This window comes from Flavobacterium mesophilum, assembly GCF_039581405.1.
Classification (GTDB): domain Bacteria; phylum Bacteroidota; class Bacteroidia; order Flavobacteriales; family Flavobacteriaceae; genus Flavobacterium.
This window is the reverse complement of the sequence record NZ_JBCPXZ010000001.1, coordinates 977883-1003768: the sequence shown is the minus strand read 5'-3', so window position 1 is coordinate 1003768 and position 25886 is coordinate 977883. Positions and strand designations below refer to the sequence as shown.

23 protein-coding genes are annotated in these 25886 nt (G+C 32.8%); 14 read left to right on the top strand and 9 right to left on the bottom strand.

The annotated features are described in order from the left end of the window. Nucleotides 1-77: 77 nt before the first annotated feature. From AAYQ19_RS04250 to AAYQ19_RS04225, 6 genes are all read right to left on the bottom strand, one after another. Nucleotides 78-1163 carry a phosphoglyceromutase gene (locus AAYQ19_RS04250; RefSeq protein ID WP_343534194.1) on the bottom strand — a complete coding sequence of 362 codons (1086 nt, stop codon included), beginning with the start codon at nucleotides 1161-1163 and terminating at the stop codon, nucleotides 78-80. Nucleotides 1164-1277: 114 nt separating this feature from the next. Beyond that, entirely contained in the window at nucleotides 1278-2609 is a 1332-nt protein-coding gene (locus AAYQ19_RS04245) for a DUF58 domain-containing protein (RefSeq protein ID WP_343534192.1), read from the bottom strand. 115 nt (nucleotides 2610-2724) lie between these two features. Then, the gene (locus AAYQ19_RS04240) at nucleotides 2725-3738 is read right to left on the bottom strand and encodes an AAA family ATPase (RefSeq protein ID WP_343534190.1); all 1014 of its coding nucleotides are present in this window, start codon (nucleotides 3736-3738) and stop codon (nucleotides 2725-2727) included. Nucleotides 3739-3779: 41 nt separating this feature from the next. Further along, nucleotides 3780-4985 (bottom strand): DUF4350 family protein, encoded by a 1206-nt coding sequence (locus AAYQ19_RS04235; protein ID WP_343534188.1) that lies wholly within the window; start codon nucleotides 4983-4985, stop codon nucleotides 3780-3782. Further along, nucleotides 4978-5751, bottom strand: a complete 774-nt coding sequence (locus AAYQ19_RS04230; protein WP_343534186.1) for a DUF4129 domain-containing protein — start codon at nucleotides 5749-5751, stop codon at nucleotides 4978-4980. Before AAYQ19_RS04230 ends, AAYQ19_RS04235 begins: the two co-directional genes overlap by 8 nt. A 22-nt stretch (nucleotides 5752-5773) precedes the next feature. Then, the gene (locus AAYQ19_RS04225) at nucleotides 5774-6745 is read right to left on the bottom strand and encodes a stage II sporulation protein M (protein ID WP_343534184.1); all 972 of its coding nucleotides are present in this window, start codon (nucleotides 6743-6745) and stop codon (nucleotides 5774-5776) included. Between the two features lie 20 nt (nucleotides 6746-6765). On the opposite strand from AAYQ19_RS04225, the gene AAYQ19_RS04220 reads away from it, so the two are divergent. The 7 genes from AAYQ19_RS04220 (at nucleotide 6766) to AAYQ19_RS04190 (ending at nucleotide 13698) form a co-directional block, all read left to right on the top strand. Then, nucleotides 6766-7515, top strand: coding sequence for an RDD family protein (locus AAYQ19_RS04220; protein WP_343534182.1), 750 nt, complete (start codon nucleotides 6766-6768; stop codon nucleotides 7513-7515). Nucleotides 7516-7785: 270 nt separating this feature from the next. Next, a complete protein-coding gene (locus AAYQ19_RS04215) occupies nucleotides 7786-8634 on the top strand; it encodes a hypothetical protein (protein ID WP_343534180.1) in 849 nt (282 codons plus the stop codon). Between the two features lie 73 nt (nucleotides 8635-8707). Beyond that, the gene (locus AAYQ19_RS04210; RefSeq protein WP_343534178.1) at nucleotides 8708-9310 is read left to right on the top strand and encodes a trimeric intracellular cation channel family protein; all 603 of its coding nucleotides are present in this window, start codon (nucleotides 8708-8710) and stop codon (nucleotides 9308-9310) included. Nucleotides 9311-9314: 4 nt separating this feature from the next. Beyond that, complete coding sequence (locus AAYQ19_RS04205; protein ID WP_343534176.1) at nucleotides 9315-10262, top strand: GNAT family N-acetyltransferase; 948 nt, start codon at nucleotides 9315-9317, stop codon at nucleotides 10260-10262. Then, nucleotides 10259-11461 (top strand): DegT/DnrJ/EryC1/StrS family aminotransferase, encoded by a 1203-nt coding sequence (locus AAYQ19_RS04200; protein ID WP_343534174.1) that lies wholly within the window; start codon nucleotides 10259-10261, stop codon nucleotides 11459-11461. The genes AAYQ19_RS04205 and AAYQ19_RS04200 overlap by 4 nt, the downstream gene beginning before the upstream one ends. Before the next feature lie 4 nt (nucleotides 11462-11465). Further along, nucleotides 11466-12959, top strand: coding sequence for an oligosaccharide flippase family protein (locus AAYQ19_RS04195; RefSeq protein ID WP_343534172.1), 1494 nt, complete (start codon nucleotides 11466-11468; stop codon nucleotides 12957-12959). Further along, a complete protein-coding gene (locus AAYQ19_RS04190; protein WP_343534170.1) occupies nucleotides 12952-13698 on the top strand; it encodes an acyltransferase in 747 nt (248 codons plus the stop codon). Before AAYQ19_RS04195 ends, AAYQ19_RS04190 begins: the two co-directional genes overlap by 8 nt. A gap of 130 nt (nucleotides 13699-13828) precedes the next feature. On the opposite strand, the gene AAYQ19_RS04185 is transcribed toward AAYQ19_RS04190, so the two are convergent. Next, on the bottom strand, nucleotides 13829-14725 hold the full coding sequence (locus tag AAYQ19_RS04185; protein ID WP_343534168.1) for a glycosyltransferase family 2 protein: 897 nt from the start codon (nucleotides 14723-14725) through the stop codon (nucleotides 13829-13831). Nucleotides 14726-14770: 45 nt separating this feature from the next. On the opposite strand from AAYQ19_RS04185, the gene AAYQ19_RS04180 reads away from it, so the two are divergent. From AAYQ19_RS04180 to AAYQ19_RS04170, 3 genes are read left to right on the top strand one after another with little or no spacing between them, the layout of a single operon-like run. Then, nucleotides 14771-15868 carry a glycosyltransferase gene (locus tag AAYQ19_RS04180; protein WP_343534166.1) on the top strand — a complete coding sequence of 366 codons (1098 nt, stop codon included), beginning with the start codon at nucleotides 14771-14773 and terminating at the stop codon, nucleotides 15866-15868. A gap of 4 nt (nucleotides 15869-15872) precedes the next feature. Further along, nucleotides 15873-16277 (top strand): sugar 3,4-ketoisomerase, encoded by a 405-nt coding sequence (locus AAYQ19_RS04175; protein WP_343534164.1) that lies wholly within the window; start codon nucleotides 15873-15875, stop codon nucleotides 16275-16277. Beyond that, nucleotides 16274-17338: a glycosyltransferase family 4 protein gene (locus AAYQ19_RS04170; protein WP_343534162.1), complete on the top strand. Its 1065-nt coding sequence runs from the start codon at nucleotides 16274-16276 to the stop codon at nucleotides 17336-17338. Before AAYQ19_RS04175 ends, AAYQ19_RS04170 begins: the two co-directional genes overlap by 4 nt. Here the strand turns inward: AAYQ19_RS04170 and AAYQ19_RS04165 are convergent. Together AAYQ19_RS04165 and AAYQ19_RS04160 are read right to left on the bottom strand one after the other, a co-directional pair. Further along, nucleotides 17333-18190 carry a glycosyltransferase family 2 protein gene (locus tag AAYQ19_RS04165; RefSeq protein ID WP_343534160.1) on the bottom strand — a complete coding sequence of 286 codons (858 nt, stop codon included), beginning with the start codon at nucleotides 18188-18190 and terminating at the stop codon, nucleotides 17333-17335. The genes AAYQ19_RS04170 and AAYQ19_RS04165 overlap by 6 nt on opposite strands. Further along, a complete protein-coding gene (locus tag AAYQ19_RS04160; protein ID WP_343534158.1) occupies nucleotides 18190-18873 on the bottom strand; it encodes a cell division ATP-binding protein FtsE in 684 nt (227 codons plus the stop codon). The genes AAYQ19_RS04165 and AAYQ19_RS04160 overlap by 1 nt, the downstream gene beginning before the upstream one ends. Before the next feature lie 340 nt (nucleotides 18874-19213). On the opposite strand from AAYQ19_RS04160, the gene AAYQ19_RS04155 reads away from it, so the two are divergent. The 4 genes from AAYQ19_RS04155 (at nucleotide 19214) to AAYQ19_RS04140 (ending at nucleotide 25663) form a co-directional block, all read left to right on the top strand. Further along, complete coding sequence (locus AAYQ19_RS04155; protein WP_343534156.1) at nucleotides 19214-22231, top strand: tetratricopeptide repeat protein; 3018 nt, start codon at nucleotides 19214-19216, stop codon at nucleotides 22229-22231. Between the two features lie 90 nt (nucleotides 22232-22321). After that, nucleotides 22322-23185: a PhzF family protein gene (locus AAYQ19_RS04150; protein ID WP_343534155.1), complete on the top strand. Its 864-nt coding sequence runs from the start codon at nucleotides 22322-22324 to the stop codon at nucleotides 23183-23185. A 110-nt stretch (nucleotides 23186-23295) separates the two neighbouring features. Further along, nucleotides 23296-25047, top strand: a complete 1752-nt coding sequence (locus AAYQ19_RS04145) for a TonB-dependent receptor (RefSeq protein WP_343534154.1) — start codon at nucleotides 23296-23298, stop codon at nucleotides 25045-25047. 166 nt (nucleotides 25048-25213) lie between these two features. Then, nucleotides 25214-25663: a hypothetical protein gene (locus AAYQ19_RS04140; protein ID WP_343534152.1), complete on the top strand. Its 450-nt coding sequence runs from the start codon at nucleotides 25214-25216 to the stop codon at nucleotides 25661-25663. Nucleotides 25664-25886: the final 223 nt, after the last annotated feature.

Sequence of the window (25886 nt, the reverse complement as noted above, 5' to 3'; positions counted from 1 at the left end):
TGCCACGAATTCACGAATTATCTAATTTTATTATCAATATAAAATTCGGGAATTCGTGGCGGAAAATAAATCCTAAATTATTTCTCAAAAACTTCTTTTATCTCTTCATTAACAGGATGATCTGTCGTGAAATTATAGCCTAGAATTTTTGCTAAAGTTTGTGCAAATTGTTTTTGATACAATTGCAAATCAGTTTTGATTTCGCCTTTTGGAGCAATTTCTGGTCCCATTACAGCGAACCAAATTTGCGATGCGCCTTCAACATCAGAGCCATGATCTGTCCATTGTTTTTTTATTTTGTCTCCGCGGCCGTGATCAACCGTTATGAATAGTGTCGTTTTATTTTTGTATTGTGGATCATTTTGAACGAAGTTCCAGATTTCTTGAATCCATTTGTCAACTTGATTTGCGGCATCAAGATACGAGCGATATTGTGCGTGGTGCGCCCATTCGTCGGTTTCTCCGTAAGCGATATAAAGTACTTTTGGCTTTTTTGTTTTAAGCTCGTCCATGGCTTGATAATGTGTGAAAACATCCAGACATTCATCTTCATGAAATGGTTTGTATGAGTTATCACGCATCTCGTTTAATAATTTTTGAGCTGCAGTTGGTTTGTTTCCACCCACTTTGTCAAATGCCGAAATTACTGGAAATCCGCTTCTTTCTTCATTTAAAATTCGGTCAAAAGCATCCCATGCGCCAAACGCTGCGACTTTACCTTTAAGTTTTGCTTGTTTGTTCAAAAACTCCAAAACGTTCACATTCGGATTCGCTTTATAACCATTTGAATTTACTGCTATATCTACATTTCCGGTCATAATTTCGCTATAACCAGGATAACTAAACCAATACGGATTTGCTACATCGACTTTGTTCCCAAGATCGCGATTGCCATAAATTTGTCCTTTCGAAGCAATTTCAGACCAGAAAAAAGGCATCAGATTTTTACGCGAAATTTTTAAATCAGCGTTAGCATATTTTTTATAAATGTACGCGCTGTCGCCTTGGTTGAATTTTTTATCATTGGCAATTGCTTGATCTACACCTTTAAAAACTTCTTGCCATCTAAAACCGTCTGTTGTGATGATAATGATATTTTCTGTTTTTTGGGCTTGAGATATAAAGCTCGATAAAAGGATTAGAAGTAAGATTGCTTTTTTCATTTTTGATAAGTTTGAAATTTGTTCAGATTTCATGTTTATTCCAAAGCTAATTTATAAAATTGATCCGATATGGTTCTTTTTATAAAATAACAATAAGATAACAAAACTTGAGAATTACAAAATCCCTCTCGCCTTAATTTCTAAATATTTATTGATTGCATCTAAAGTAAGATTCTCAGGCTGCGTTAAAACCGAATGAATTCCGTATTTCTTTAATTCATTGACAATTAATCGTTTTTCAAACATGAATTTTTCGGCGATAATTTTATCGTAAACTTCTTGAATCGTATCGGTTTTTTTGTTGATGATCGAATTTAATTCTGTGTTTTGGAAAAAGACTACAACTAACAAATGATTTTTTGCAATTCCTTTTAAATAAGGCAATTGTCGGTTCAAACCGTCCATTGTTTCGAAATTGGTGTATAAAATAATCAAACTTCGCTGATTGATGTTTTTCTTGATGTCTACGTACAATCGGCTGTAATCGCTTTCAAAAAAGTCAGTTTTGATATTGTATAATGACTCAAGGATCTTTTGCATTTGCGAACCTCTTTTTTCTGCAAAAACTCGGTTTTCGACCTTTTTAGAAAAAGAGAAAAGTCCGGCTTTATCCTGTTTTTTCAGAATCACATTAGATAAAACTAAAGTCGAATTTATAGCATAATCTAATAAACTCAAGCCATCAAAAGGCATTTGCATTACACGGCCTTTATCAATTACCATATAAACCGATTGCGATTTTTCATCTTGAAATTGGTTGACCATCAAAGCGTTTTTCTTTGCTGTCGCTTTCCAATTCAGTGTTCTCAAATCGTCGCCTTGAACATATTCTTTGATTTGCTCAAATTCCATGGTGTGGCCAATTCGGCGAATTTTCTTGATTCCGTATTGAAATAAATTGTTCGAAAAAGCCAACAAATCGTATTTTCTTAATTGAATATACGAAGGATAAGTGGGAACCATTTGGTCCTTATTAAAGGTAAATCTTCTCGAAATTAATCGTAAAGGCGAAGAAACGTAAACGTTTAAATAACCAAAAAAATATTCACCACGTTCTGTCGGTCGAAGATCATAACCGATTTCTTTTTGCTGTGAAGCTTTTACAGTTTTGATGATTTTAAAATCACGAACCTGAAATTGAAACGGAATCTCATCAATTATTTTTACCGAAACCGGAAACGTGTAATGATTTTTCAGAATCAAATTTATCGGATTCAAATCTCCGTTTGACAATTTTTCGGGAGTAATACGATCAGCTTCAAATCCTGTTCGGGTCAAGTACAAAAGCAAAATATCAAGAGCCAAAAAAGTAAGTAAAACCAAAACGCAAAACCAAACCGCATTATAGATATTCGGAAAAATAAAAGCACAAACAAACAATCCTATTATGCCCATGAGCACGTAGAAAAAGAAGTTGTTGAGATATAGGCTTTTTATAAACTTCATTTATTTTGTTTCAAGTTTTTTATGTTTCAAGGTTTCAAGTTCCAGGTTTCAAGTTTCAGGTTGTCAGGTTGAGCGAAGTCGAAGCCATCTAAAATTCACCATTTACAATTAACAATTATCTAGGGATTTCTACAGTCTCGATAATTTGTTTGATGATTTCAGAACTTGTAATTCCTTCCATTTCTCTTTCTGGAGCTACGATTACACGGTGTTGCAAAACCGGAATAGCAGCTTCTTTGATATCTTCTGGAGTAACAAAATCGCGTCCGCGGATGGCAGCAAAACCTTTAGCCGCATTTAAAATTGCGATCGAAGCACGAGGAGAAGCACCTAAATATAAAAAGGCATTTTCACGCGTGTTTACTACAATTCTTGCAATGTATTCCAATAAATTCTGCTCAACTCTTATTTGTTTTATTAAGGCTTGATATGCTTTTATTTCCACTGCAGAAAGTACTGCTTTTATGGCTTCTAATTTGCCATGATTTTCCAATAAATGCTCACGCTGAATAATCAGGATTTCTTCATTTAATTTTGGATAATCAACCGCTATTTTGAATAAAAAACGGTCTAATTGTGCTTCAGGCAAACGATATGTTCCTTCTTGCTCAATCGGGTTTTGAGTTGCAATTACCAAAAATGGCGCATCTAATTGATACGCTGTTCCGTCAATTGTAATTTGGCGTTCTTCCATAACTTCAAAAAGAGCTGCTTGTGTTTTAGCTGGCGCACGGTTGATCTCGTCAATTAAAATTAAATTAGAGAAAATAGGTCCTTTTTTAAATTCAAATTCTGAACTTTTTAAATTAAAAATTGAAGTTCCCAAAATATCTGATGGCATCAAATCTGGTGTAAACTGAATTCGGCTAAAATCAATATTCACTGTTTTTGCCAGCAATTTTGCTGTAATAGTTTTGGCAACTCCAGGAACACCCTCCAACAAAACATGGCCATTTGATAAAATAGCAACCAAAAGTTGGTCGACCATTTTATGCTGACCCACAATTACAGTTTCTATTTCTTTTTTGATGGCATTTACATGTTCTAAAAGAGGTGTTAAGTTTATTCTGGTTTCAAAATTCACATTTTCGTTTGTGATTTCGTTTTCTGTGATGCTATTTTCGTCCATGTTTTGGTATGTTTTCTTGTGGTGAATTTCGGTTAAAAATACTAATGTATAACTTTTTCGATTGCATTATTAATTCGGATCAGATCTTCTTCAAGACTTCCGTGATAACTCTTTCTATGTTCATTGATCAAAAAGACAAGCTCTTGAATATCGGCAATATTTTTTCCTGTTTTGTGATGCAGTTTTTTGATAAAATCATCATCAAGTTTCGCAGTGTCAATCAAATATTCGTTTCGTATTTTCTCAAGGAAAAAAATGATTTTTTTGTCGATGATATTAGTATGGTCGCCTTCTTGATAATACAAATTTCCGATTGTTTTGGTAAAATCTACGGTCAAGTTTGCCAATGGTTTTATTATTGGAACAATACGCTGTTTTCGTTTGACATTGAAAATAATAAAAATCAACATTCCAAATATTCCCAACAAATAAGCCCATTTTAATGCTGGTTGACTGAAAATATAACGCAACGGCGAATCTGAAATCGACTCATTGTTTTGTCCTTTGGTGTACCAAAAAACATCTCCTTTTGGGATCTGAGATAATAAATTTTCAGCGTATTGATAATGATTATCTTTTAGCAAATGAAAATTAGTAAAAGCAGCAGGTTGTGTATGCAAATAAAAATAGCCGTTGATATATTTGACTTTAATAAAATTGACATGCTTTTCATTTTTTGCCGTGCTTTGATATCCTAAAACAGTAGTTTTTGCCGTGTCAATTTTTGAAAAATAATCCTCAATAGCTTGCTTAAAGATGTATTTCTTTTTGCTCGCTTTTGGATTTGCCATCCAGATTGTGGTGTTATGAACTGGTTTTAAATCATTTTGAACATCTAGGTTTAAGCTGTCTAGCAAAATTTGAGGAAAAGAATGCATGCTTAAAAACGCACTATTCCCGCGGGAAACAAAATAAAAAAGCTCTTTTACAGATTGCTCATCAATATCACTATTGCCGGAAATATTTAAAAATGTGCCTTTTATTCTGTAATCTTCAACTAAAGTATCTGGATTGTATTTAGAATCTAAATATTCGTATGGTGTTACGCTTGAAATTCGTTCAACTTTCTGGGTTTTTAAAATTTTATTGATTTCTTGATTAAAAACATAAAGCCCGTACGGGATTTTGTCATGTACAGAAAAAGTAGGGCGCCAGTCGATTGGTTTTGGCTGTTTTTTGCTTGTGAACAAAATGATGCCAAAAATAAAAACCAGAACTCCGAGGTAAATTTTTATAGACTTATCCATGGTTAAAGGTTTTTATAGCTTTTTTGAAACGGTTTTCAGCTTTCAAGAAAATAGGTTCATTGATATCAAATTCGCCATACCAAATATAGTTGTACAAATAAGATAAATACGTGAATTCTTCTTTATGAACAGGGCTTTGAATCTCATATAAATAGTCTGAATTGGTTTTTTCGATATCCCATTCAATGTAATTATTTTGTGCCATCACTTTTAATAGCCACAAATAATAATATCTGATTGCAATTCTTTTTTCGCCAGATTGAATATGTTCTGAGATCAATTTTTCGAAATCTAAAAGATGAATGTTCTTTTCGACATCAGAATAATAAATAGTCTTTTTTTGTGAATTTTTGCCAAAAATCCATTGTCCTTCCTTGTTAATTAAGGCTTTTACAATCAGTATAATAACAATGATAACAATTATTGCAGCTAATGTTTTGAAAAGAATTGCCACAAAATCTACTGAAGATTTATGATCACTGAAAGTAAATATTTTGCTGAACAGGCGTGCAAGCCATTCTAGGAAATCATCCCAGAATGTTTTTTCTGGAGGTTTTACTTCATAAACAAAGTCATCGCCTTTATAACTTTCTTTGAATTTTTTATCAAAAGTTTTAGGTTCAACTGTTGACGAATCGATTTGAATATCTTTCTCAGTATATTTAATCGAAGCCATTTTTGGCGGTTCTTCAGTCACAAGAGAATCTTGTGCATTTGAAAAATTGCAGCTAAAAACAAAAAGTAAAATGAAGAAAATTTTATTCATTATGGTTTCCGATTAAGTCAATTTAGGCTGATAATTGTTGTGTTTTTTTATGGACGATAAAAGGATAAACCAAATAATAAAATGAAATTATTCCTAAGGTAAATAATATAATAAAACTACTTAGCCAATTTGGCATATCAATAGAATATCTTGTAATGAAACCTTCTAAAAATCCTGCCCCAATTGTAAAAGGGAAAGTGCTTAAATAAATTTTAAAGCTATTTTTGAAACCAATTTTAAACGAATTCAGTCTTGAGAAAGTCTTTGGAAATAAGATAGAAGCACCTAAAATAAATCCGGCTGCAGTTTCGATTACAATTCCAAAAATCTCCATGGCGCCGTGAATCCAGATTCCTCTGACGCTTTTCCAGAAAACACCTTGCTCATAAAAGAAATACTGAAATGAACCCAACATAATTGAATTGTACATGCAAATGTAAAATGTCCCGATTCCTGCAAAAATCCCAAAAAAGTAGCATTTTGCACCCACAAAAAGATTGTTTACGGTGATGGAAATAAAACTTCCCCAATTGCTTCCAGAGCCATAAACGGCCATTGGATTTCCTTTTTTAATATTTTCTAAAGTTTCATTGACATACTCATCGCCTAGAATAAGACGAACAAAATCTTGGTCATATTTTGCAGAGATTACTCCCATAGCAACCGTCACAAAAAATAAAATAAAAGCATAGATCAAGTAACGTCTGTATTGATACACCAGCAATGGAACTTCGGTTACAAAAAACTCGACAACTCTGTTTTTCTCGGTTCTCTTGGTTTTGTAAATTTTTTGATAAATCTGCGATGCAAGGTGGTTTAAGTAAATAACTGTTTTACTTTTAGGATAATACGTTTGTGCATACGACAAATCATTCATCATTTGAATGTATAAATTAGCTAATTCGTCAGGATTTTTTTTAGCTTTACCAAAAATAGCTAGCTCAAATTCCAGCCATTTTTCTTTATTTTGTTTTATGAAGGCGACTTCTCTCATTGCAGGCTAAAATATAAAATATGTCAGAATTATCTATTAATACAACACAAAATGTTAAAATAAATTTTATATCGGCTTCGGTAGGGGAACGGTTAGGTGCTTATTTTATTGATGCTTCGGTTAAAATTGCCTACATTCTTGTAGTATGGTTTGTCTTTTTTAATTGGTTAAAACTGGGTCTTATCATCGATAATTTAGACAGTTGGTCAGAAAGAGCGATAGTTTTATTGTTTTCGATTCCGCTTATATTTTATTCTCTTTTTTTAGAAAGTTTTTTTGAGGGACAATCAATCGGAAAAATATTGGTGAAAATAAAAGTCGTTAAAATTGATGGCTATCAAGCTGGATTTGGCGATTATTTAATTCGCTGGTTTTTTGGAACTATTGACTTTTTTATTCCGCCATTTTACGGATTGGTGGCCTTGATTACTGCAATATCAAGTAAAAAAACGCAACGTTTTGGCGATATGGCGGCGGGCACAGCTGTAATTACGCTAAAAAATAAAATCGATATTAGTCACACGATTTTGGAGGATATCGGAACGGCATATGTGCCAACTTACCCATTGGTGATTAAATTGTCAGATAATGATATGCGAATCATCAAAGAAACCTTTAAGAAAGCGGTTGCTAAAAATGATTATGAGATTATTTCGAAATTAGTGGCAAAAATTGAAAGCGTGACCGGAATTAAAAATCAGTCGGGAAATAACAGTGATTTTATTCGTGTGGTTTTGAAAGACTACAACTTCTATACCCAAAACATGTAATTTTTTGAAAGATTTCTTTTGAAAATGAGTGCCCTAGCCCTGATGGAAGCGGCATCCTTTTTCCTGCTTCTTTAGCAGGTAAAAGATACAGCGGACAGCAGGAAACAGCTCCTTAAAATTTGTATTATTTTTCGAACAATTTTTATCATTTAATTCCAGTTTCGAAATATGATTTGTTAACTTTGTTTTGAAGCGAAATAATGATTTTGCTTTGAAATCGAAAACGAATTATATAACTGCCTGAAAAATTGGGATTTAAATTTAATCAAGATGAGAATTAAAAATGTTTTTGCCACGATTTTAATGTTGTTTCTATGTGTTGCTGTTTTCGCTCAAGGCGGAAAAAAATTAGATAAAATCATAAAAAGAGATTATCAGATTATTGAATGTACTGTTGCTAAAATATCGGATAAAACCGTTGAATATTCTTTGCCAGGCGAAACTGTGGTTATTGTTTTAGATGTCGCACAGATTGCGCGAATCGATTTTGCTAGCGGACGCTCTCAAACTTTTGATGTTACACCTTCAAATTCAGTTTCAGATAATTCAGGGCAAAGCATTGTTGCTGGCGAAATTAAGCCAAATACAATTGCTGTTTTGCCGGTCCCTTATGTCAATGCAGACAATCAGCAAGGATCTGAAGATATGGCTAAGTTTGCCCAAAACGATTTGTATAATAAATTGCTTGACAAATCTGCCAACATTTCACCTTTGACCGTTCAAGATTTAAGAGTTACCAACAGTTTGTTGCATAAAGCTGGAATTGACCACAATAATGTCGATGAAACATCAATTGAGGATTTGCAGAAAATACTTGGTGTTGACAATATTGTAGCGGCAAAAGTTTCCTTTACAATTGGCACTGGAACAACGGCATCTACTTATAATAGTGGAAATGCAAAAATAAGTGACAATAATAAAAAAGTAACCACAAACGATTATTCGACTACAACAGCAAATAATCAGCAGTATTACTATTACACGGTTTATTTTGATATGTATAAAAATGGCTCGAAAATTTATTCGCAAACCCGCAAACCATTTTTGGCCGTAAAAGACAGCTGGATGGAATCAATTAGCTATTTGTTGAAAAGAAGTCCTATTTATGCAAAAAAGTAGCGATTTGAGTCGATTTTAAAAGTTCAAGGAACTTTGTAACTTTGACCCTTTACACCTTTGTAACTCAAAAAAAATGTTCCACCTATTAGATATTATTGGTACGATGGCTTTTGCCATGTCTGGCGCTTTAACGGCAATGCATAAAAAACTGGATCCGTTTGGGGTTTTTATTATTGCCTTTGTAACTGCCGTTGGAGGAGGAACGCTTCGTGACGTTTTGATTGGGAGAACTCCTGTAGGTTGGATGCGAGACATGCAATATGTTTATGTGATAATTATTGGTTATTTTTTAGCTATAATTTTCAGAAAAAGCTTTGACAAGCTTCGAACTTCGTTGTTTCTTTTTGATACAATTGGTTTGGGCGTTTTTACTTTGATAGGCCTTGAACGCGGACTTGTAACGGGACTTCATCCCGTTATTTGCATTGCCTTAGGAACTATGACGGCTTGTTTTGGAGGCGTTATTAGAGATATTCTATGCAATGAGATTCCGAATGTTTTTAGGGAAGAAATTTATGCCACGATTTGTATTTTGGGAGGAATAGTTTTCTTTGGCTTAAGAAAACTAAATCTCAACGACGATATTTTGTATTTGGTTACTTCTTTGGTTATCATTGTGATACGATTAATGGCGGTGAAGTACAAATGGAATTTAAAAGCATTTGATCATAAATAAATCTATGTCATATTCTGTTAGAAAATACGATCAAAACGATTATTCTGTATGGAATGAGTTTATTGTTCAGGCAAAAAATGCAACTTTTTTGTTTCATCGTGATTTTATGGAATATCACAAAGATCGATTTGAGGATTTTTCGCTTTTAGTTTTTGAAAATGAAAAGCTTAAGGCGATTTTGCCCGCAAATGTCAAAGGAAATTCGGTTTATTCTCATCAAGGATTGACGTATGGAGGTTTGGTTTTTTCGGCAAAATTGAAAGCAGAAAAAGCGGAAGCAATTCTGGATGCGGTTTTGTTTTTTTTGAAAGAAAATAAAATTGAAACGTTTCATTATAAGCCAATTCCGTCCTTTTATTTTTTAGAAGGAAATCAGGAAATGGATTTTTTTCTATTTAAAAGAAATGCCATTTTAGAAAGAAAAGAAATGAATTTGGTTGTTGATTTAAAATCGCCTCTTCATATTTCGAAAAGCAAAATGAAGCATTTTAGAAGAATTGAAAATCTTGATTTGGATATTGTGGAAGAACAAGAATTTAAGCCTTTTTGGGAAAATGTTTTAGAACCGCGATTGCAGGAAAAATTCAAAACAAAACCAGTTCATACTTGCGAAGAAATTACTTTCTTGAAACAACAATTTCCCGAAAGAATCAAACAATATTCTGTTTATCAAAACGACGAAATTATTGCTGGAATAACTATTTTTGAAACGGAACATGTTGTAAAATCACAATATGGAGCGACTTCTGAAAAAGGCGAAAAAGTACGTGCTTTAGATTTTTTGTTCATCAATTTGATTCATAAATACAAACGAAAAGGAAAACACTTTTTTGATATGGGAATCGTAAATTCAGTTGATGAAAAAGACTATAATGCAGGACTTTTGCAACAAAAAGAAGAATTGGGCTGTACGATTTACAATCAGGATTTTTACAAAATAGACTTAAAATGATACCTTTTCTGGATCTTAAAAAAATAAACGAACCGTATGAAACTGCTTTTCAGGAAAAACTGAAAGAAGTTTTAGAAAACGGCTGGTATATTTTAGGAAAGGAAGTCGAAATTTTTGAAAAGGCTTTCGCCGAATATTGCCAAACGAAATATTGTGTTGGAGTAGGAAATGGTTTAGACGCCTTAGTTTTGATTTTCAAAGGGTATATCGAACTCGGGAAACTCAAAAAAGGTGACGAAGTTATAGTTCCTGCAAATACTTATATTGCGAGTATTTTGGCCATTTTGCAAGCCGATTTAGTTCCAGTTTTAGTTGAGCCACGATTAGAAACTTACAATCTCAATCCCGATTTAATTGAAGAAAAAATCACTTCAAATGCAAAAGCCATTTTAGCCGTTCATTTATATGGACAATTGTGCGAAATGGATCAAATAAATGAAATTGCTGAAAAGCATAATTTGATTGTTGTAGAAGATTGTGCGCAAGCGCATGGAGCTTTGCAAAATTCCAATAATTTTAAATTCCAAATTCCAAATCAGATTGTCCCTCTGAGCGAAGTCGAAGAGCCGCATTTGAATGAAAATTCCAAATTCCAAGCGGAAGAAAATCTCAAATCTAAAACCTTAAATATAAAATCGGCGCAAGCTTACAGTTTTTATCCTGGAAAAAACTTGGGTTGTCTTGGCGATGGCGGCGCGATTACCACAAATGATTCAGAATTAGCAAAAGTTCTTTTTGCACTTCGGAATTATGGTTCAGAGAAAAAATATCACAACGAACATATTGGCGTAAATTCCAGATTAGACGAATTGCAAGCTGGTTTTTTAAACTTGAAATTACCGAATTTAAATGCCGACAATCAAAAAAGAAAAGTAATAGCAAAACGTTATTTGTCCGAAATTAAAAACGAAAAAATAATCTTGCCTTTTTGGTATTTATCTGAAAATCATGTTTTTCATTTGTTCGTGATCCGAACTGAAAACAGAGAAGATTTACAGAATTATTTGACTCAAAATAATATTCAAACCGTTATTCATTATCCAATTCCGCCACATAAACAAAAAGCATTTTTGGAGTGGAATAATTTGTCATTTCCAATTACTGAAAAAATCCATGACGAGGTTTTAAGTTTGCCAATTAGTCCAGTTTTGACTGAAAATGAAATCGATTTTATTATTGAAATTTTAAATCAATATTAAAATAGTGTCTGATAAAAAATCATATCAGCAAATTTTAAAAACGACTTCACTTTTTGGAGGCGTTCAGTTTTTTTCGATTCTAATTTCGGTTGTTCGAACTAAATTGATTGCAGTTTTTATTGGGCCTGCAGGAATGGGAATTATTGCTTTGCTGAATTCAACTTTGGGCGTTTTGAGCAGTATTTCCGGTTTCGGAATTGAAACGAGTTCGGTAAAAAGTATTTCCGAAAATTATAAAAATGACGATCTAAAAACGGTTTCCAAAACCATTCAAATTGTCAAGAAAATTGTGTTTTTTACTGGAATTTTCGGAATGTTTTTGACATTGGCTTTTTCAAAAATATTGAGCATCATCACTTTTGGCGATTCTAGTCAGACTTTTTCTTTTGCAATTCTTTCGGTTACGATTTTGTTCAAGCAATTAAGTTCAGGACAATTGGCGGTTTTGCAAGGTTTGCGGTCTTTTCAATTTTTGGCGAAAGCCAATTTATATGGCAATTTATTTGGACTTCTTTTTTCGGTTCCCCTTTATTATTTTTTGAAAATTGACGCTATTCTTCCAACGATTATAATTGCGTCATTATCAGCTTTAGTTTTTTCATTTTATTATTCGAATAAAGTAAAAATTGAAAAGGAAAGGATGGAAAATTCGGTCCTATTTTCAGAAGGGAAACTGATTGTGAAGCTAGGTTTTATGCTTACGATAAGCAGTGTTTTAACACTTTTGTCCACGTATTTGGTTCAGATTTTTATTGGAAAAATTGGAGGTTTGGAGCAAGTTGGTTTTTATAACGCCGGATTTACGTTGCTCAATTCGTATGTCGGAATAATTTTTACGGTAATGAGCACCGATTATTTTCCAAAATTAGCTTCAATTAATTCTGATGATGAAAAAGTTAGAATGAGTGTAGTACAACAAGCTTTTATTTCGATTTTGATTATCACACCGATTATTGTATTGTTTTTGGCTTTGTGTCCCATAATCGTCAAAGTAATTTATACAGCTAAATTCAATGCGATTTTGCCCATGATCAGCGCGGGAATTCTCGGAATGTTGTTTCGTGCTGTTTCCTGGTCAATGGGATTTATTTTGATTGCAAAAGGCGATTCGAAAATGTTTGTGAAAACCGCAATTGGGTTCAATATTTTGTCTTTGATAATGAATGTTGGAGGCTATTATTTTTATGGTTTAGAAGGTCTTGGTTTTAGTTTTTGTTTGTATTTTTTGCTTCATTTTATTGGAATGAAAATCATTACCAAAAAGCGCTATAACTTTTATTTTGAAAATGATTTTTACCGAATTTATTCGGTGTGTTTCGTAATTTGTATTTCGACTTTTTTGATTCAATACATTGAAAATCAAAATTTAAAATATGGTTTTACTGCTGTGCTAATTTTAATTTCATTTGCTTTCAGTTTGAATCAAATCAATAAAAAAATAGATTTAAAAGAAATTTTCACGTCATTTGTTCAGCGAAAAAACGATAAAAATGCTTAGAAGCAGTTACCGAAAATACAAGTCATTTTATCAAAAAATCAAGTTTTACTGGTCGGTAAACTGGACCAAAACGCTGTATTTTAATTTCAAGAAATTTCCGTTTCAAACGGCAAAAAAGCTACCAATTTTCTTTTATGGAAAGATGAAATTCACTTCGATAAAAGGTGAAATTAAAATTGAAGGAAATATCAAAAAAGGAATGATTGGTTTTGGCCAACCTTACGAATTGAACAGTCGCCACAAAGGAATTGCGGAAATCTTCATTTTAGGAAAGTTAACCTTTAAAGGGAAATTCCAATTTGGGAAAGATTGTTTTGTTTTTGTGGGCGAAAATGCGATTTGCGAACTAGGGAATATGGCTTCGTTGGCGTCTAGCGGAAAAATAATTTGTACCGAAAAAATAGTTTTAGGCGATTATGCCCGTTTTGGTTCTGAATGCCAAATTATCGACACTAATTTTCATGATTTAATTGATACCAAAACTGGCGAAAAACTTCAAAAATCGGCACCAATTTTTATTGGAAATTACAATTTCGTCAGTAATAGAGTATCGATTATGAAAGGAACGCAAACGCCTGATTTCTGTACAATCGCCTCAAATAGTTTATGCACAAAAGATTATAAAAATTTAGGAGAAAATATTTTGATTGGAGGCGTTCCTGCCCAATTAATAAGAGAAAATATTTCGCGCGATTGGGAAGGAGAGAAGCATCAATTAGACGATTTCTTGACGATTTAAAATTGCGAAATTGGCCACGGATTAAACGGATTTACTTCGTAAAAACGCGGATTGTCGCGGATTTTTTAATTTAATTGAAAGATCAGTGCTAATCAGCGTCTTCGCGATAGCGAATCTGTTTTATCAGCGTTCAAAGGAGTACTTTAGTTCGCTGCTTTACTTCAAGTAAAATATACTTCAATAACAATTTGAAATCAGAAGTTTTATACGCCAAAATCATTTCAAAATGAATGCGTTTTAAAATGGCTTTGTGTTCCTCTTTTGTTCGGTTTAGCAGAATTGCTTTTTTGATAATCAGGTAAGTAGAATAATTTATTCTTTTCGCTCTTGCATCGTTTTTTAGAAAAAAACGAGTTCCTAAAGAATCTGTCGAAATTCTTTTCTGAATCGAAATTTCATCAATATAATCAACATTATAGTTGCGCGAAGCACGAATCCATAAATCTAAATCTTCATAAGCCAGATTTTCATCATAACCTTTTAAATCATCAAAAACAGATTTTTTAACCATCGAAGAAACCGAACAAATACTATTTCCGCCAGAAATAACACTTAAATAAATGTCTCCAGTTTTTCGATTTTCAATTGTTTTTTTATTTGAATCGACTGGGAAGTAATAGGAATCATGATTTCCATTTTCAGTGATTAATTCGGCATTTCCGTAAACAATTCCGAGATTTTTTAATGTAGTTTCGTGAAAAGCTTTTATTTGCAATGAAACGCAATTTGGCAACAAAATATCGTCACAAGCCAAATCAATTATAAAATCGCCTTTTGCCAGTTTTAAAGCTTTATTAAAGGATTTTGTGCTTCCTAAATTTGTTTCATTTTCAATAAATTGAATTTGCGGATAATTGATCAGGAAATTTTTAATGATTTCCCTCGAATTATCGGTACTGAAATCATCAACAACTATTAATTCAATTGCTGAATAATCTTGATTTAGTGCCGACATTAGGCTTTCAATCACAAATTTTTCGTGATTGTAGCACAAGCAAATAATGGTCACTAATGATTTATCCTGCATTTTGTTTTAAAAAGTTATATTTGATACGAAAATAAGAAATCACGAATGATATTGTCTCACAAAAAAAAGAAAATCGTTTTAATTGGTTACCGTCTGAGTGGGGGCGGAAGTGACAAAGTGATGGCAAATTTGTCTCTTTTTTTTGAAAAACAAGGTTTTGAAATTGATGTTATTATTGTTTTGGATGAAGTCAGTTTTCCATATGCTGGCAAAGTGATCAATCTTGGTTTGCTGAAAAATAAACGCAATGGTTTTTTCAATAAAATAAAACGGTTAAGGGCTTTACGAACGTATTTAAACGAAAACCATTTTGACTTTATAATTGATTTTAGGTTTAGAACCAAAATCATTCAGGAACTCATTCTTGCCCGGTTTATTTACAATACCAAAACCATTTTTACGGTTCACAGTTTTTTGATTGATCATTATATGCCCAATAATTCTTGGTTGACACGTTTGATGTACAATCATTGTTTGGCAAACGTCGCGATTACAGATGAGATGAAAGTTTTGATGGAGAAAAAACATCATTTGCAGAATGTTGTCATGATTCATAATCCAGTGAATTTAGACGAAATTCAGCAAAAGAAAAACGAACAAATTGATTTAAATTTTGAGTTTATAATTGCTGTCGGGCAATATGAAAATGATATAAAGCAATTTGAAAAACTGATTTCTAGTTATGCAAAATCTGATTTGGCAGAGAAAAATATTCGTTTAGTGATTGTGGGAAATGGAGACGAATCGAAGCTTCAAAAAGTAATCTCAGATTGTCAAATTCAAGGTTTTGTGCATCTTTTAGGCTATCAAAACAATCCATTTAAATATTTGAGCAAAGCTAAATTTTTAGTTTTAAGCAGTAAAAATGAAGGTTTCCCAAATGTCATTTTAGAAGCTTTGGCTTGCGAAATTCCTGTTGTTTCTTTTGATTGCGATTTTGGTCCTCGCGACATGATTTCTTCTTTCGAAAATGGAATTTTAGTCGAAAATCAGAATTGGGAAAAATTAACCGAATCAATGAATTTATTGGCTTCGGATGAGTTTTTGTGGCAAAAATGCAAAGAAAATTCATTAAAAAGTATTCAACCTTTTCTATTGGAAAATATTGGAAAACAATGGCTAAATTTGTTGCAAGAACATTAAATATATGACGACACTTCAAGATATTTCATTGCTAAAAATTCCCGTTGTGGAAGACTTGAGCGGTAATTTGGCTTTTATTCAAAATGGTGTTTTGCCTTTTGAATTCAAGCGTGTTTATTATCTTTTTGATGTTCCGAGCACTGCTTTTCGTGGCGGACATTCGCACATTGAGCAACATGAAGTTTTGATTGCTTTGAGTGGCAGTTTTGAAGTGATTGTAAACGACGGAAAAGACAAAAAAAGTTATTTGCTTAATAAACCAAACGTTGGTCTTCATTTGCCAAAAGGAATTTGGCGCGAACTTGAAAATTTTTCTTCAGGTTCAGTTTGTCTTGTTTTGGCTTCAGGTATTTTTGAAGAAGCTGATTATATTCGGGATTATGAAACTTTTCTGAATTCCAAAAAATGAAACTGCTTTATATTGTTCCCAAAATAAAAAATGCAGGGGGAGTCGCTCGCGTGTTGTCTGTCAAGGCAAATTATTTTGTCCAACAGTTTAATTACGAAGTTCATATTTTATCTCAAAATGAAGAAAAAGAGTTGTCTTTTTATGGCTTCAATGCTGAGATCGTTTCTCATAATATGATTTTGAAAGGAAATGCTTTTCAGTTTTTAAAATCATATAAAAATCAAATAAATAAAGCCATTCAAGAAGTAAAACCTGATGTGATTTTAATTGCAGATAATGGTTTAAAAGCCTTTGTTTTTCCGTTTATAATCAAAACCAAAATCCCGATTGTTTTCGAAATTCACGGTTCAAAATTTATTGAAGAAAAAAGCCAGAAAACAGATTTCATTTCAAAATCAATTCAAAAATTAAAGTATCAATTTAAAGATTTTGGAGCTCGAAAATTCACAAATATAGTAGCGCTTTCAAAAGAAAGTTTGAAAGAATGGAAAGTGAAAAACGGAATTGTAATTCCGAATCCATCTTGGGTTAAAACGGAAAATTCAGCTTCTTTAAAAAACAAAAAAGTTATTGCCATTGCGCGAAATTCCTATGAAAAAGGCTTGGATCGATTGTTGTTGATTTGGAAAGAAATTTATAAAAAACATCCAGATTGGACTCTGGATATTTATACAGATGATTTTGAGTCTTTTGAAAAAGTACAAAATGTAAATTACTTTCATTTTGTAAAAAACATTGAAGAAAAATATCTAGAAGCTTCCATTTATTTGATGACTTCAAGATCAGAAGGTTTTCCGATGGTTTTATTGGAAGCAATGTCTTTTGGGATTCCGTGTATTGCGTATGATTGTCCAATTGGTCCTAGAACTATCATTACAAATGAAGAAAACGGTTTTTTAGTTCCGGATAATAATTTTGAAATGTACGTCGAAAAACTTTCTTTTTTAATTGAAAATGAAGTGGCAAGATTGAAATTTGGGCAAAATGCAAAAGAAGCCTCAGAGCAATTTTCAATTGAAAAAATAATGGGAAAATGGAAAGTGTTTTTGGAAAGTTTATAAGTTTTTCAGCATACAAAAATAGCCCAACTTATAAAAGTCAAATAAAAACAATGAAGGTTTTTCTGAAAGCAAATTTTGCTCTAATTTGGTTTCTCTTTTTTTGAAAAAAAATGTTGCCAAACCATGTAAATTCATCTTTTTAAGCAATTCAAAAGCTTTAATTATCTTACTTTCTTCCGAAGAAATTTTATTTGAATTATAAAGAAAAACCAAATTTTCAAGTGCCGTTTTGGTTTTGGTTAAAAACAGTTCTGATGTTTCTAAGTTCAAATGAAAAGTTGGGTTTTCGATTTGAAAAACTTCAAAATTATTTCTTTTTAAAATTGAAAAGAAAAGCAAATCTTCATAACCGTATTTTGTAATTTCTTCATCAAAAGGAAATTGAAGAAAAACTTCTTTTTTGATTACTAAATTGGAAGTTAAAGTTGCTGAAGTTTCCCTTTCTCGGCCATAAATCCAACGCAAAAGTTGTTCTTTTTCTGGCTTTTTTTCTTCATAAACAATTCCTCCAAAAATGATTTTTTTTGAATCTGAAATCGCATCAATATAGTCTTGAATAAAATTGTTATTTGCTGGAAAAGTATCGCAATCTAAGATCAGCAACCAATCGTATTTTGCTTTTCGAGCTAACGAATTGACGTTTTTTCCTCGTCCTAAATTGGTTTCATTTGTAAAAAAGAAACAATTAGAAAGAAGATTAATTTCTTGATTTTGAATGTTTAATTCAGATTTTGACGCGTCGTCCTGACATAAGATTTCAAAAGTAATGCCGCACGAATTACATTGCTTTACGAGTTCGTTAACGAGCGGTAAAACATTATAATTAAAAACCGGAATTAAAATGGAAAGCATTACACGCTTCTTTGCACCACTTCGAAGATTCTTTCATCCTCACATTTTAATGTCTTTGATGGGAATTTCATCAATAAAGCATAATCGTGAGTCGCCATGATAACCGTTTTGCCGTTAGCATTGATGGTTTTTAAAACCTCTAAAACCTCTGAACTTGTTTGTGGATCAAGGTTTCCAGTTGGTTCATCGGCAAGGATAAATTCTGGATCGTTTAGCAATGCTCTTGCAATCGCAACACGTTGTTGTTCACCTCCAGAAAGCTGGTGAGGCATTTTGTTCAAGAAGTCTTTCATTCCAACTTTATTCAAAACTTCATCGATTTTGTGCTCCATTGCTTCTTTTTCTGTCCATCCAGTTGCTTTCAAAACAAAAAGCATATTGTCTTTTACAGAACGGTCTGGAAGCAATTTAAAGTCTTGGAACACGATACCAATTTTACGTCTCAAATACGGAATATCGTTTTCTTTTAGAGTTGCCAAATCAAATTCAACAATATGTCCTTCTCCCTCAAGTAAAGGCAAATCAGCATATAAAGTTTTTAAGAAACTACTTTTCCCAGAACCTGTTTTTCCAATAATATAGATGAATTCGCCATGCTGAACATCTAAATTAATGTGAGAGATAATTTTTCTTCCTTCTTGATATATAGTGACTTCTTTAAGAGATAGTACGGTTTGTGACATAATAAAATTGATTTGATTGGTAAAAGTAATAAGATAACGATTGGATTCAAAATAAATTTCAATGATTTCTGAATAAAAATACTAAAGTAGTTAGAAAAAAAATTAACCATATAAGTGATATAAGTTCATTTTAGTAGGATGTGTAAACGCGCTTGCTTATAAGAACTTATATTACTTATATGGTTTGAAAAATGCTTTTTTGATTGTTTGAGAACCAATAATTTGTGGCTTTATAAGCTCTGAAATCATAACTATTAAACGATTTGTTCATAATAAATAATAGAAACGTTTCGTTATAAACGGTATAAAATGATACATTTGAATACTAAATATAACTAAAATGCGTAGACTTTCCTGGTTCTTTTTATTGCAAATTATCCTTATATCGACAACAATTTCAGCACAAAAATCAGCTATTTATACTTACGATTTAAAGGATTTTGACAAAGCACTGGCTTTATATAATGATAAACAATACGCTTCGGCACAACATATTTTTGAGTATGTTAAAAATAATACCGCACCTACAGAGGAAGTAAAATCAGATTGCGCTTATTATATTGCGAATTGTGCCATTAGAACCAATCAACCCAACGCTGATGCGTTGATGGAAAAGTTTGTGAATGATTACCCAACAAGTACAAAACAAAATCAGGCTTATATTGAAGTGGCGCAATATTTCTTCGAACAAGGAAATTATCCAAAAGCTTTGCAATGGTTTGACAAAGTCGATGAAAGCTACATGAGCAAATCGGATTCGGATAAATTTAATTTTCAAAAAGGATACAGTTTTTTCAATGCAAAAAAGAAAAAAGAAGCAACAACGTATTTCAACAAAGTCGTAAATTCTCCTGAATATGGTTCTCAAGCTAAATATTATTTAGGTTTCATGGCTTATGAAGGCGATGATTACAAAGAAGCAACTAAATATTTTGACGAAGTTTCTGGTGAAGAAAAATACAAAGAAAAGCTTTCGTATTATCAAGCTGATATGAATTTCAAACTTGGAAATTTCCAAAAAGCTATTGATTTGGGCCAAAAAGCGATGGCGAAATCAAATGAAATTGAAAAATCAGAACTGAATAAAATTATTGGAGAGAGTTATTTCAATTTGAAGCAATATGGCAAAGCGATTCCGTATTTAGAGCTTTACGCAGGTAAAAAAGGAAAATGGAATAATACCGATTTTTACCAATTGGGTTATGCGTATTATGAGCAAAAAGACTATGAAAAGGCTATTTCGCAATTCAATAAAATTATTGAAGGTAAAGACTTTGTGGCTCAAAATGCTTATTATCATTTAGGTTTAAGTTATTTGAATACAGGCAAAAAACAAGAAGCTTTGAACGCTTTTAAAAATGCTTCGGAAATGGAATTTAACGCTCAAATTCAAGAAGATGCGGCGTTGAATTATGCAAAATTGAGTTATGATATTGGAAATGCGTACCAAACTGTTCCTGGAATTTTGCTTGATTTCTTGAAAAAATATCCAAATAATTCGAGTAGAGCTGAAGTTGAAAAGCTTTTAGTGGACTCGTATATTTCGACAAAAAACTACAAAGAAGCGTTGGTTTTATTAGAAAAAAACAGAACTGCTGAAAATAAGGCTGCGTACCAAAAAGTTCTATTTTACAGAGGATTAGAATTGTATAACGAATCTAATTATGTTGAAGCTGGAAAAATGTTCAAAAGTGCAATGAGTGAACAAAAAACGCCTGAGTTTACGGCTCGCGCGACATTCTGGAAAGCTGAAACAGAATATCTTTCTGATGATTTTCAGAATGCTTTATTGACATACAAACAGTTTGCTGGACTTCCTGCAGCAAAATCTACAGACGAATATAAAAACATTAATTATAATGTTGGATATACGTATTTCAAGTTAAAAGAATACGATTCGGCGGCAAGTTCGTTTCAAGCGCAAATTGATAATTCGCCTTCTGATAAATCTCGTTTAACGGATTCGTATTTGCGTTTGGGAGATTCTCGTTTTGTGAATTCGAAATATTCTCAAGCAATGGAAGCGTACGGAAAAGCAATTGACGCAAAAGGGGTTGATGCTGATTATGCGCAATTTCAGAAAGCGCTTTCGTATGGTTTTATGTCAAAAAATGATCAGAAAATCAGTGAGTTGAATAACTTCTTGAAAATGTATAAAAAATCAGAATATCGTGATGATGTTTTGTTTGAATTAGGAAATACATATGTTGCTGATAAGAAAAATGATTTGGCAATCAAAACGTACGATCAATTGATTTCGGAATATCCAAATGGATTGTTTACTTCAAAATCAATTTTAAAACAAGGTTTGATTTATTACAATTCAGATCGTGACGAATTGGCTTTAGCTAAATTCAAAAAAGTTGCAGCTGAGTTTCCTAAAACTCCAGAAGCTTTAGAAGCCGTTTCGACAGCAAGATTGATTTATGTTGATTCTGGAAAAGTAGATGAATATGCAACATGGGTACGAACTTTAGATTTCGTTTCGGTTACAGATGCTGAATTGGATAATGATACTTATGATGCTGCTTTCAAGCAATACAGTCAAGGCAACAGCAAAGCAGCGATTACTGGTTTTGCGGGTTATGTAAGCAAATTTCCTTCAGGATTGCATGCTTTAGAGGCGAATTTCTATTTGGCACAGTTGTATTATGCTGATGGTTCAGAAACAAAATCGATTGCAAATTATCAATATGTAATTGGTCAGCCAAGAAATGAATTTAGCGAGCAATCACTAAATAAATTGGCGCAGATTTATTTAAAAACTAAAGATTGCGACAAGGCGATTCCGGTTTTAGTTCGTTTAGAAAATGAAGCTGATAATGCTCAAAATAAAAACTTTGCGCAAGCGAATTTGATGAAATGTTATTATGACAAAAAGGATTATGACAATTCGGTTATTGCTGCTGACAAAGTATTAGAAAATCCAAAAGCAGATGCAGGCGTAAAAGCCGATGCACAAATTATTGTTGCTCGTGCTGCAATGCAAACTGGAAATGAAGACAAAGCAAAAACGGCTTATGCAAAATTGTCGTCAACTTCAAAAGGAGAATTAGCGGCAGAAGCTTTGTATTATGATGCTTATTTTAAAACTAAAGAAGGAAAATTTGACGCTTCGAATGTGGCGGTTCAAAAATTGGCGAAAAATTATTCGGCTTACAAATATTACGGAGCAAAAGGATTGGTTTTGATGGCGAAAAATTTCTACGGATTGAAAGACAGCTATCAAGCAACTTATATTTTAGACAACGTAATCAATAATTTCACTGATTTTCCAGATGTAGTGGAAGAAGCAAAAAGAGAGTTGAGCGCGATTAAATTAGAAGAATCAAAAACGAATTCGTCAATTACAAAATAAGTATGTAGAAAAACGATGCAAGAAGCAAGATTTCGAAGAAATAAAGTCTTTTTCCTTGTATCTGTCTATTCTAAAAAAAAAGAAAAAAAAATGAGTTTACCTTTTTATATAGTTGATGTTTTTGCCGATAAAAAATATGCTGGGAATCAATTGGCAGTTTTTTTGGATGCAAGAAATTTAAGTGCTGTAGAAATGCAAAATATTGCGCGCGAAATCAATTTTGCCGAAAGTACTTTTGTAACCAAATTAGACAAAGAAAACAGCAAAGCCGAAATCAGAATATTTACTCCGGCGCATGAAATGCAGTTTGCAGGACATCCAATAATTGGCACTTCATGGGTTTTGATGAATAAGATTTTTGATCATTCACCTGACGAAATTAAATTGGAAGTTCCGATTGGGCCAATCGCGATTCACAAAACTGAAGATTTGATTTGGTTGAAGGCGGCGCAACCGAAGTTTTGGGATATTTTTTCAAAAGAAGATTTCTCAACTTTCAGCAATCTGACCATAAGCGATTTTGAAAATCAGTTTCCAATTCAGGAAGTAACAACGGGAAGCGCCTTTGTAATGGTTGGGTTAAGTAGCAAAAGAGCGTTGGAAAACTTGGTTTTAGACAAAGACAAAACAGATGAATGGCTTAAGAAACATTGTAAAACCGATCACAGAGGTTTGTATTTCTACTATTTAGAAGGAGAAAAACTTTTCAGCCGAATGCTTTGCATTGAACATAATCAATTGGTTGAGGATGCAGCGACGGGGAGCGCGAGTACTTGTTTACAGGCTTTTCTATTGAAATATCACAAACCAGAAATTGAATTGACAAATTATCAGGGAGATTATATTAATCGTCCGTCTGAAATTTATTTTAAAGGAAAACTAACTGGAGAACAATTTGACATAAAAATAGGCGGAAAAGCCCAATTTGTTGCCAAAGGAGAGTGGGAAGCTTAATAATTAAAAAGTAGAAGAAAGAATCAAGATAGTAGAAATTAGAATGAAGAGAAAATAAGAGAAGTCTTTCTTCTTGGCTCTTTTTTCTGTTTTCTTAAAATAGAAGAAATATGAAATTAAACTGCCATAATAAAATCATCGTTTTACTGCTGTTGTTTGTTGCTCAGGTTTCGTTTTCCCAGAAGAAAAATGAAAACATCGGAACTGAAACGGTTAATGTAGTAAAACCTTATTCGCCAACCATATCAGATGCTTTTAAAGTGAAAGAAACTCCTTCGCTTGATGACAGTGGCAATCAACCGAAAGAAACTATAAAATATAGTATTTTATCGGTTCCGGTTGCGTCAACTTTTACACCTTCAAAAGGGAATGCCCAGGCGGTAGATAAATCTAAAAAAGAGCGATTATTCAATAATTATGCAACTTTAGGTGTTGGAAATTACGGAACTTTAAACGCTGAGTTGTTTGTGACACAGGATTTAGGAAATAATGATTATGTTGCCGGAATGTTGCGTCATCATTCTTCACAAGGCGGTATTAAAGATGTGAATTTGAATGATGAGTTTTACGACACGGCATTAAATGTAGGGTATGGCGTAATCAATCGTGATATGTCTTGGGGAGTTGATTTAGGATATCAAAATCAGCTTTATAATTGGTATGGTCTTCCAGCCGATTTCGGAATGACTTTGCCTCCTCAGACGCAGGAAGATTTGATCAGAGGAATTAATCCGAATCATTCTTATAACACCATTTCATTGGGTGGAAATGCAGAATTTACAGAGGGAATTTTCAGCAAAATTGCAACTCGTTTTACGCATTTTTCAGATAGCTTTTCTTCTTCAGAAAACCGTTTTTATCTAAAGCCGACTTTCAAAGTTGATGTAATGGATCAAGCCATAACTACAAATGTTATTATCGATCATGTAAGTGGTTCTTTTGAACATAATTATGTAGCAGATAACACAGAGCCGTTAAAATATAGTTTGACTAATTTTGGAATTGAGCCAAGTTTTGTGATTCATGAAAACGAATGGACATTAGAATTAGGAGCTGGATTGTTTTATGGTTTAGATTCTGAAAATAGCGGCAATAAATTTTTTGTTTATCCAAAAATCAACGCATCATACAAATTAGTTGGCGATTTAATGATTTTCTATACTGGAGCAAACGGAAGCTTGAATCAAAATTCGTATGCCGATTTTGTGAGCGAAAATCCATTTTTGTCTCCAACTTTAAACATGAGGCCAACAAGCAATCAATATACTGTTTTTGCTGGATTAAAAGGAAAATTGGCAAACAATGTCAGTTATAATTTGACAGGTTCATATTTGAATGAAAAAGATAAGGCGTTGTTTAAAAGCCAAGATTATACAGAAGATTTTTCAAATCAGAATTATGCTTTCGGAAACTCTTTTGATGTAATTTATGATGATGTTCGAACTTTCCGTTTCTACGGAGAATTAAAAGCTGATTTCTCTCAAAATGTTTCTTTTGGAATCAATGGAACATTCAACAGCTACAAAACAGACGGCTTAGAAGCTTGGAATTTGCCTTCAATGAAATTAAGTTCAAATCTTGACGTTACTATTACAAAACAATGGTACGCAGGTCTTAATGTATTTTATGTTGGAGAACGTAAAGACATGCAGACAAATCTAGATTTAGGCACTACACCATCTGTAGTAACTTTAAAAAGCTATTTTGATGCGAATGCTCATTTAGGATACAAATACAACGAACGTTTGACTTTCTTTTTAAAACTGAATAATATTGGAAATCAAGCTTACGAAAGATGGCTGAATTATCCTGTTCAAGGATTCCAAGTTTTAGTTGGAGGAAATTATAAGTTCGACTTTTAAAAAGTTTTTGCCGAAAGGCAGTCAGCCCCAGACTCACTTTAAATCTGGGACTTTTTAGCCATGATTTCATGAGTTTTTTGGAGTAAACTCGTGTTTTCATGGCTAATTTTTTTATGATAAAAAACCTTTGCATCTTTGTAGCTCAGAACCTCAGTACCTAAAAGAAATGACTTTCAAAGAAAAAATATATACCCACTATTCACAAATGGTTCAAGACCGAATCGATGTTTTTAAAGACATGATTTCTGGTTTGACCGAAGATTCTAAAAACGATGCAAAAGGTTCTGCTGGGGACAAGCACGAAACCGCTTTATCGATGATGCATATCGAACAGGAAAAATTGACGAATAAACTAAAAGAAGCAATCGTTCAAAAGGAGATTTTGGATAAGATAGATCCTGTAAAAATGACTGAAAATATTGTTTTAGGAAGTCTGGTAAAAGCAAACGGCATTTATTTATACGTTAGCGTCGCACTTCCAAAAATTGCAATTGAAGGAATTAATGTCATTGCACTTTCTCCACAATCTCCATTGGGAAATCATTTAATGGGAAATAAAACTGGCTTTCAGTTTGAAATTAATAAGACGCATTATACTATTGAGAGTGTAGATTAAGCAATTTGTTTGGTTTAGTCCCTACGGGACATCTCTGTATTGCGTTGAATTTTTTTCTACCGATATTTAATCTCTCCGAGATATGCTCCTTTAGGAGCTAAATGTTGGTAGAAATTATAGATTTCAAGTGTAGTTGTCCCGTAGGGACTAAATAAAAGTTGTATGCCTTCGTCACGATGACAAACTAATAGGCTAAGTTCTTTGCTTAAAATATAATTCCAAA

Bases quoted from the DNA above. Each gene is read 5' to 3' on its own strand.
- AAYQ19_RS04250 (WP_343534194.1), bottom strand. From the start codon at position 1,163: ATGAAAAAAGCAATCTTACTTCTAATCCTTTTATCGAGCTTTATATCT.
- AAYQ19_RS04245 (WP_343534192.1), bottom strand. From the start codon at position 2,609: ATGAAGTTTATAAAAAGCCTATATCTCAACAACTTCTTTTTCTACGTG.
- AAYQ19_RS04240 (WP_343534190.1), bottom strand. From the start codon at position 3,738: ATGGACGAAAATAGCATCACAGAAAACGAAATCACAAACGAAAATGTG.
- AAYQ19_RS04235 (WP_343534188.1), bottom strand. From the start codon at position 4,985: ATGGATAAGTCTATAAAAATTTACCTCGGAGTTCTGGTTTTTATTTTT.
- AAYQ19_RS04230 (WP_343534186.1), bottom strand. From the start codon at position 5,751: ATGAATAAAATTTTCTTCATTTTACTTTTTGTTTTTAGCTGCAATTTT.
- AAYQ19_RS04225 (WP_343534184.1), bottom strand. From the start codon at position 6,745: ATGAGAGAAGTCGCCTTCATAAAACAAAATAAAGAAAAATGGCTGGAA.
- AAYQ19_RS04220 (WP_343534182.1), top strand. From the start codon at position 6,766: ATGTCAGAATTATCTATTAATACAACACAAAATGTTAAAATAAATTTT.
- AAYQ19_RS04215 (WP_343534180.1), top strand. From the start codon at position 7,786: ATGAGAATTAAAAATGTTTTTGCCACGATTTTAATGTTGTTTCTATGT.
- AAYQ19_RS04210 (WP_343534178.1), top strand. From the start codon at position 8,708: ATGTTCCACCTATTAGATATTATTGGTACGATGGCTTTTGCCATGTCT.
- AAYQ19_RS04205 (WP_343534176.1), top strand. From the start codon at position 9,315: ATGTCATATTCTGTTAGAAAATACGATCAAAACGATTATTCTGTATGG.
- AAYQ19_RS04200 (WP_343534174.1), top strand. From the start codon at position 10,259: ATGATACCTTTTCTGGATCTTAAAAAAATAAACGAACCGTATGAAACT.
- AAYQ19_RS04190 (WP_343534170.1), top strand. From the start codon at position 12,952: ATGCTTAGAAGCAGTTACCGAAAATACAAGTCATTTTATCAAAAAATC.
- AAYQ19_RS04185 (WP_343534168.1), bottom strand. From the start codon at position 14,725: ATGCAGGATAAATCATTAGTGACCATTATTTGCTTGTGCTACAATCAC.
- AAYQ19_RS04180 (WP_343534166.1), top strand. From the start codon at position 14,771: ATGATATTGTCTCACAAAAAAAAGAAAATCGTTTTAATTGGTTACCGT.
- AAYQ19_RS04175 (WP_343534164.1), top strand. From the start codon at position 15,873: ATGACGACACTTCAAGATATTTCATTGCTAAAAATTCCCGTTGTGGAA.
- AAYQ19_RS04170 (WP_343534162.1), top strand. From the start codon at position 16,274: ATGAAACTGCTTTATATTGTTCCCAAAATAAAAAATGCAGGGGGAGTC.
- AAYQ19_RS04165 (WP_343534160.1), bottom strand. From the start codon at position 18,190: ATGCTTTCCATTTTAATTCCGGTTTTTAATTATAATGTTTTACCGCTC.
- AAYQ19_RS04160 (WP_343534158.1), bottom strand. From the start codon at position 18,873: ATGTCACAAACCGTACTATCTCTTAAAGAAGTCACTATATATCAAGAA.
- AAYQ19_RS04155 (WP_343534156.1), top strand. From the start codon at position 19,214: ATGCGTAGACTTTCCTGGTTCTTTTTATTGCAAATTATCCTTATATCG.
- AAYQ19_RS04150 (WP_343534155.1), top strand. From the start codon at position 22,322: ATGAGTTTACCTTTTTATATAGTTGATGTTTTTGCCGATAAAAAATAT.
- AAYQ19_RS04145 (WP_343534154.1), top strand. From the start codon at position 23,296: ATGAAATTAAACTGCCATAATAAAATCATCGTTTTACTGCTGTTGTTT.
- AAYQ19_RS04140 (WP_343534152.1), top strand. From the start codon at position 25,214: ATGACTTTCAAAGAAAAAATATATACCCACTATTCACAAATGGTTCAA.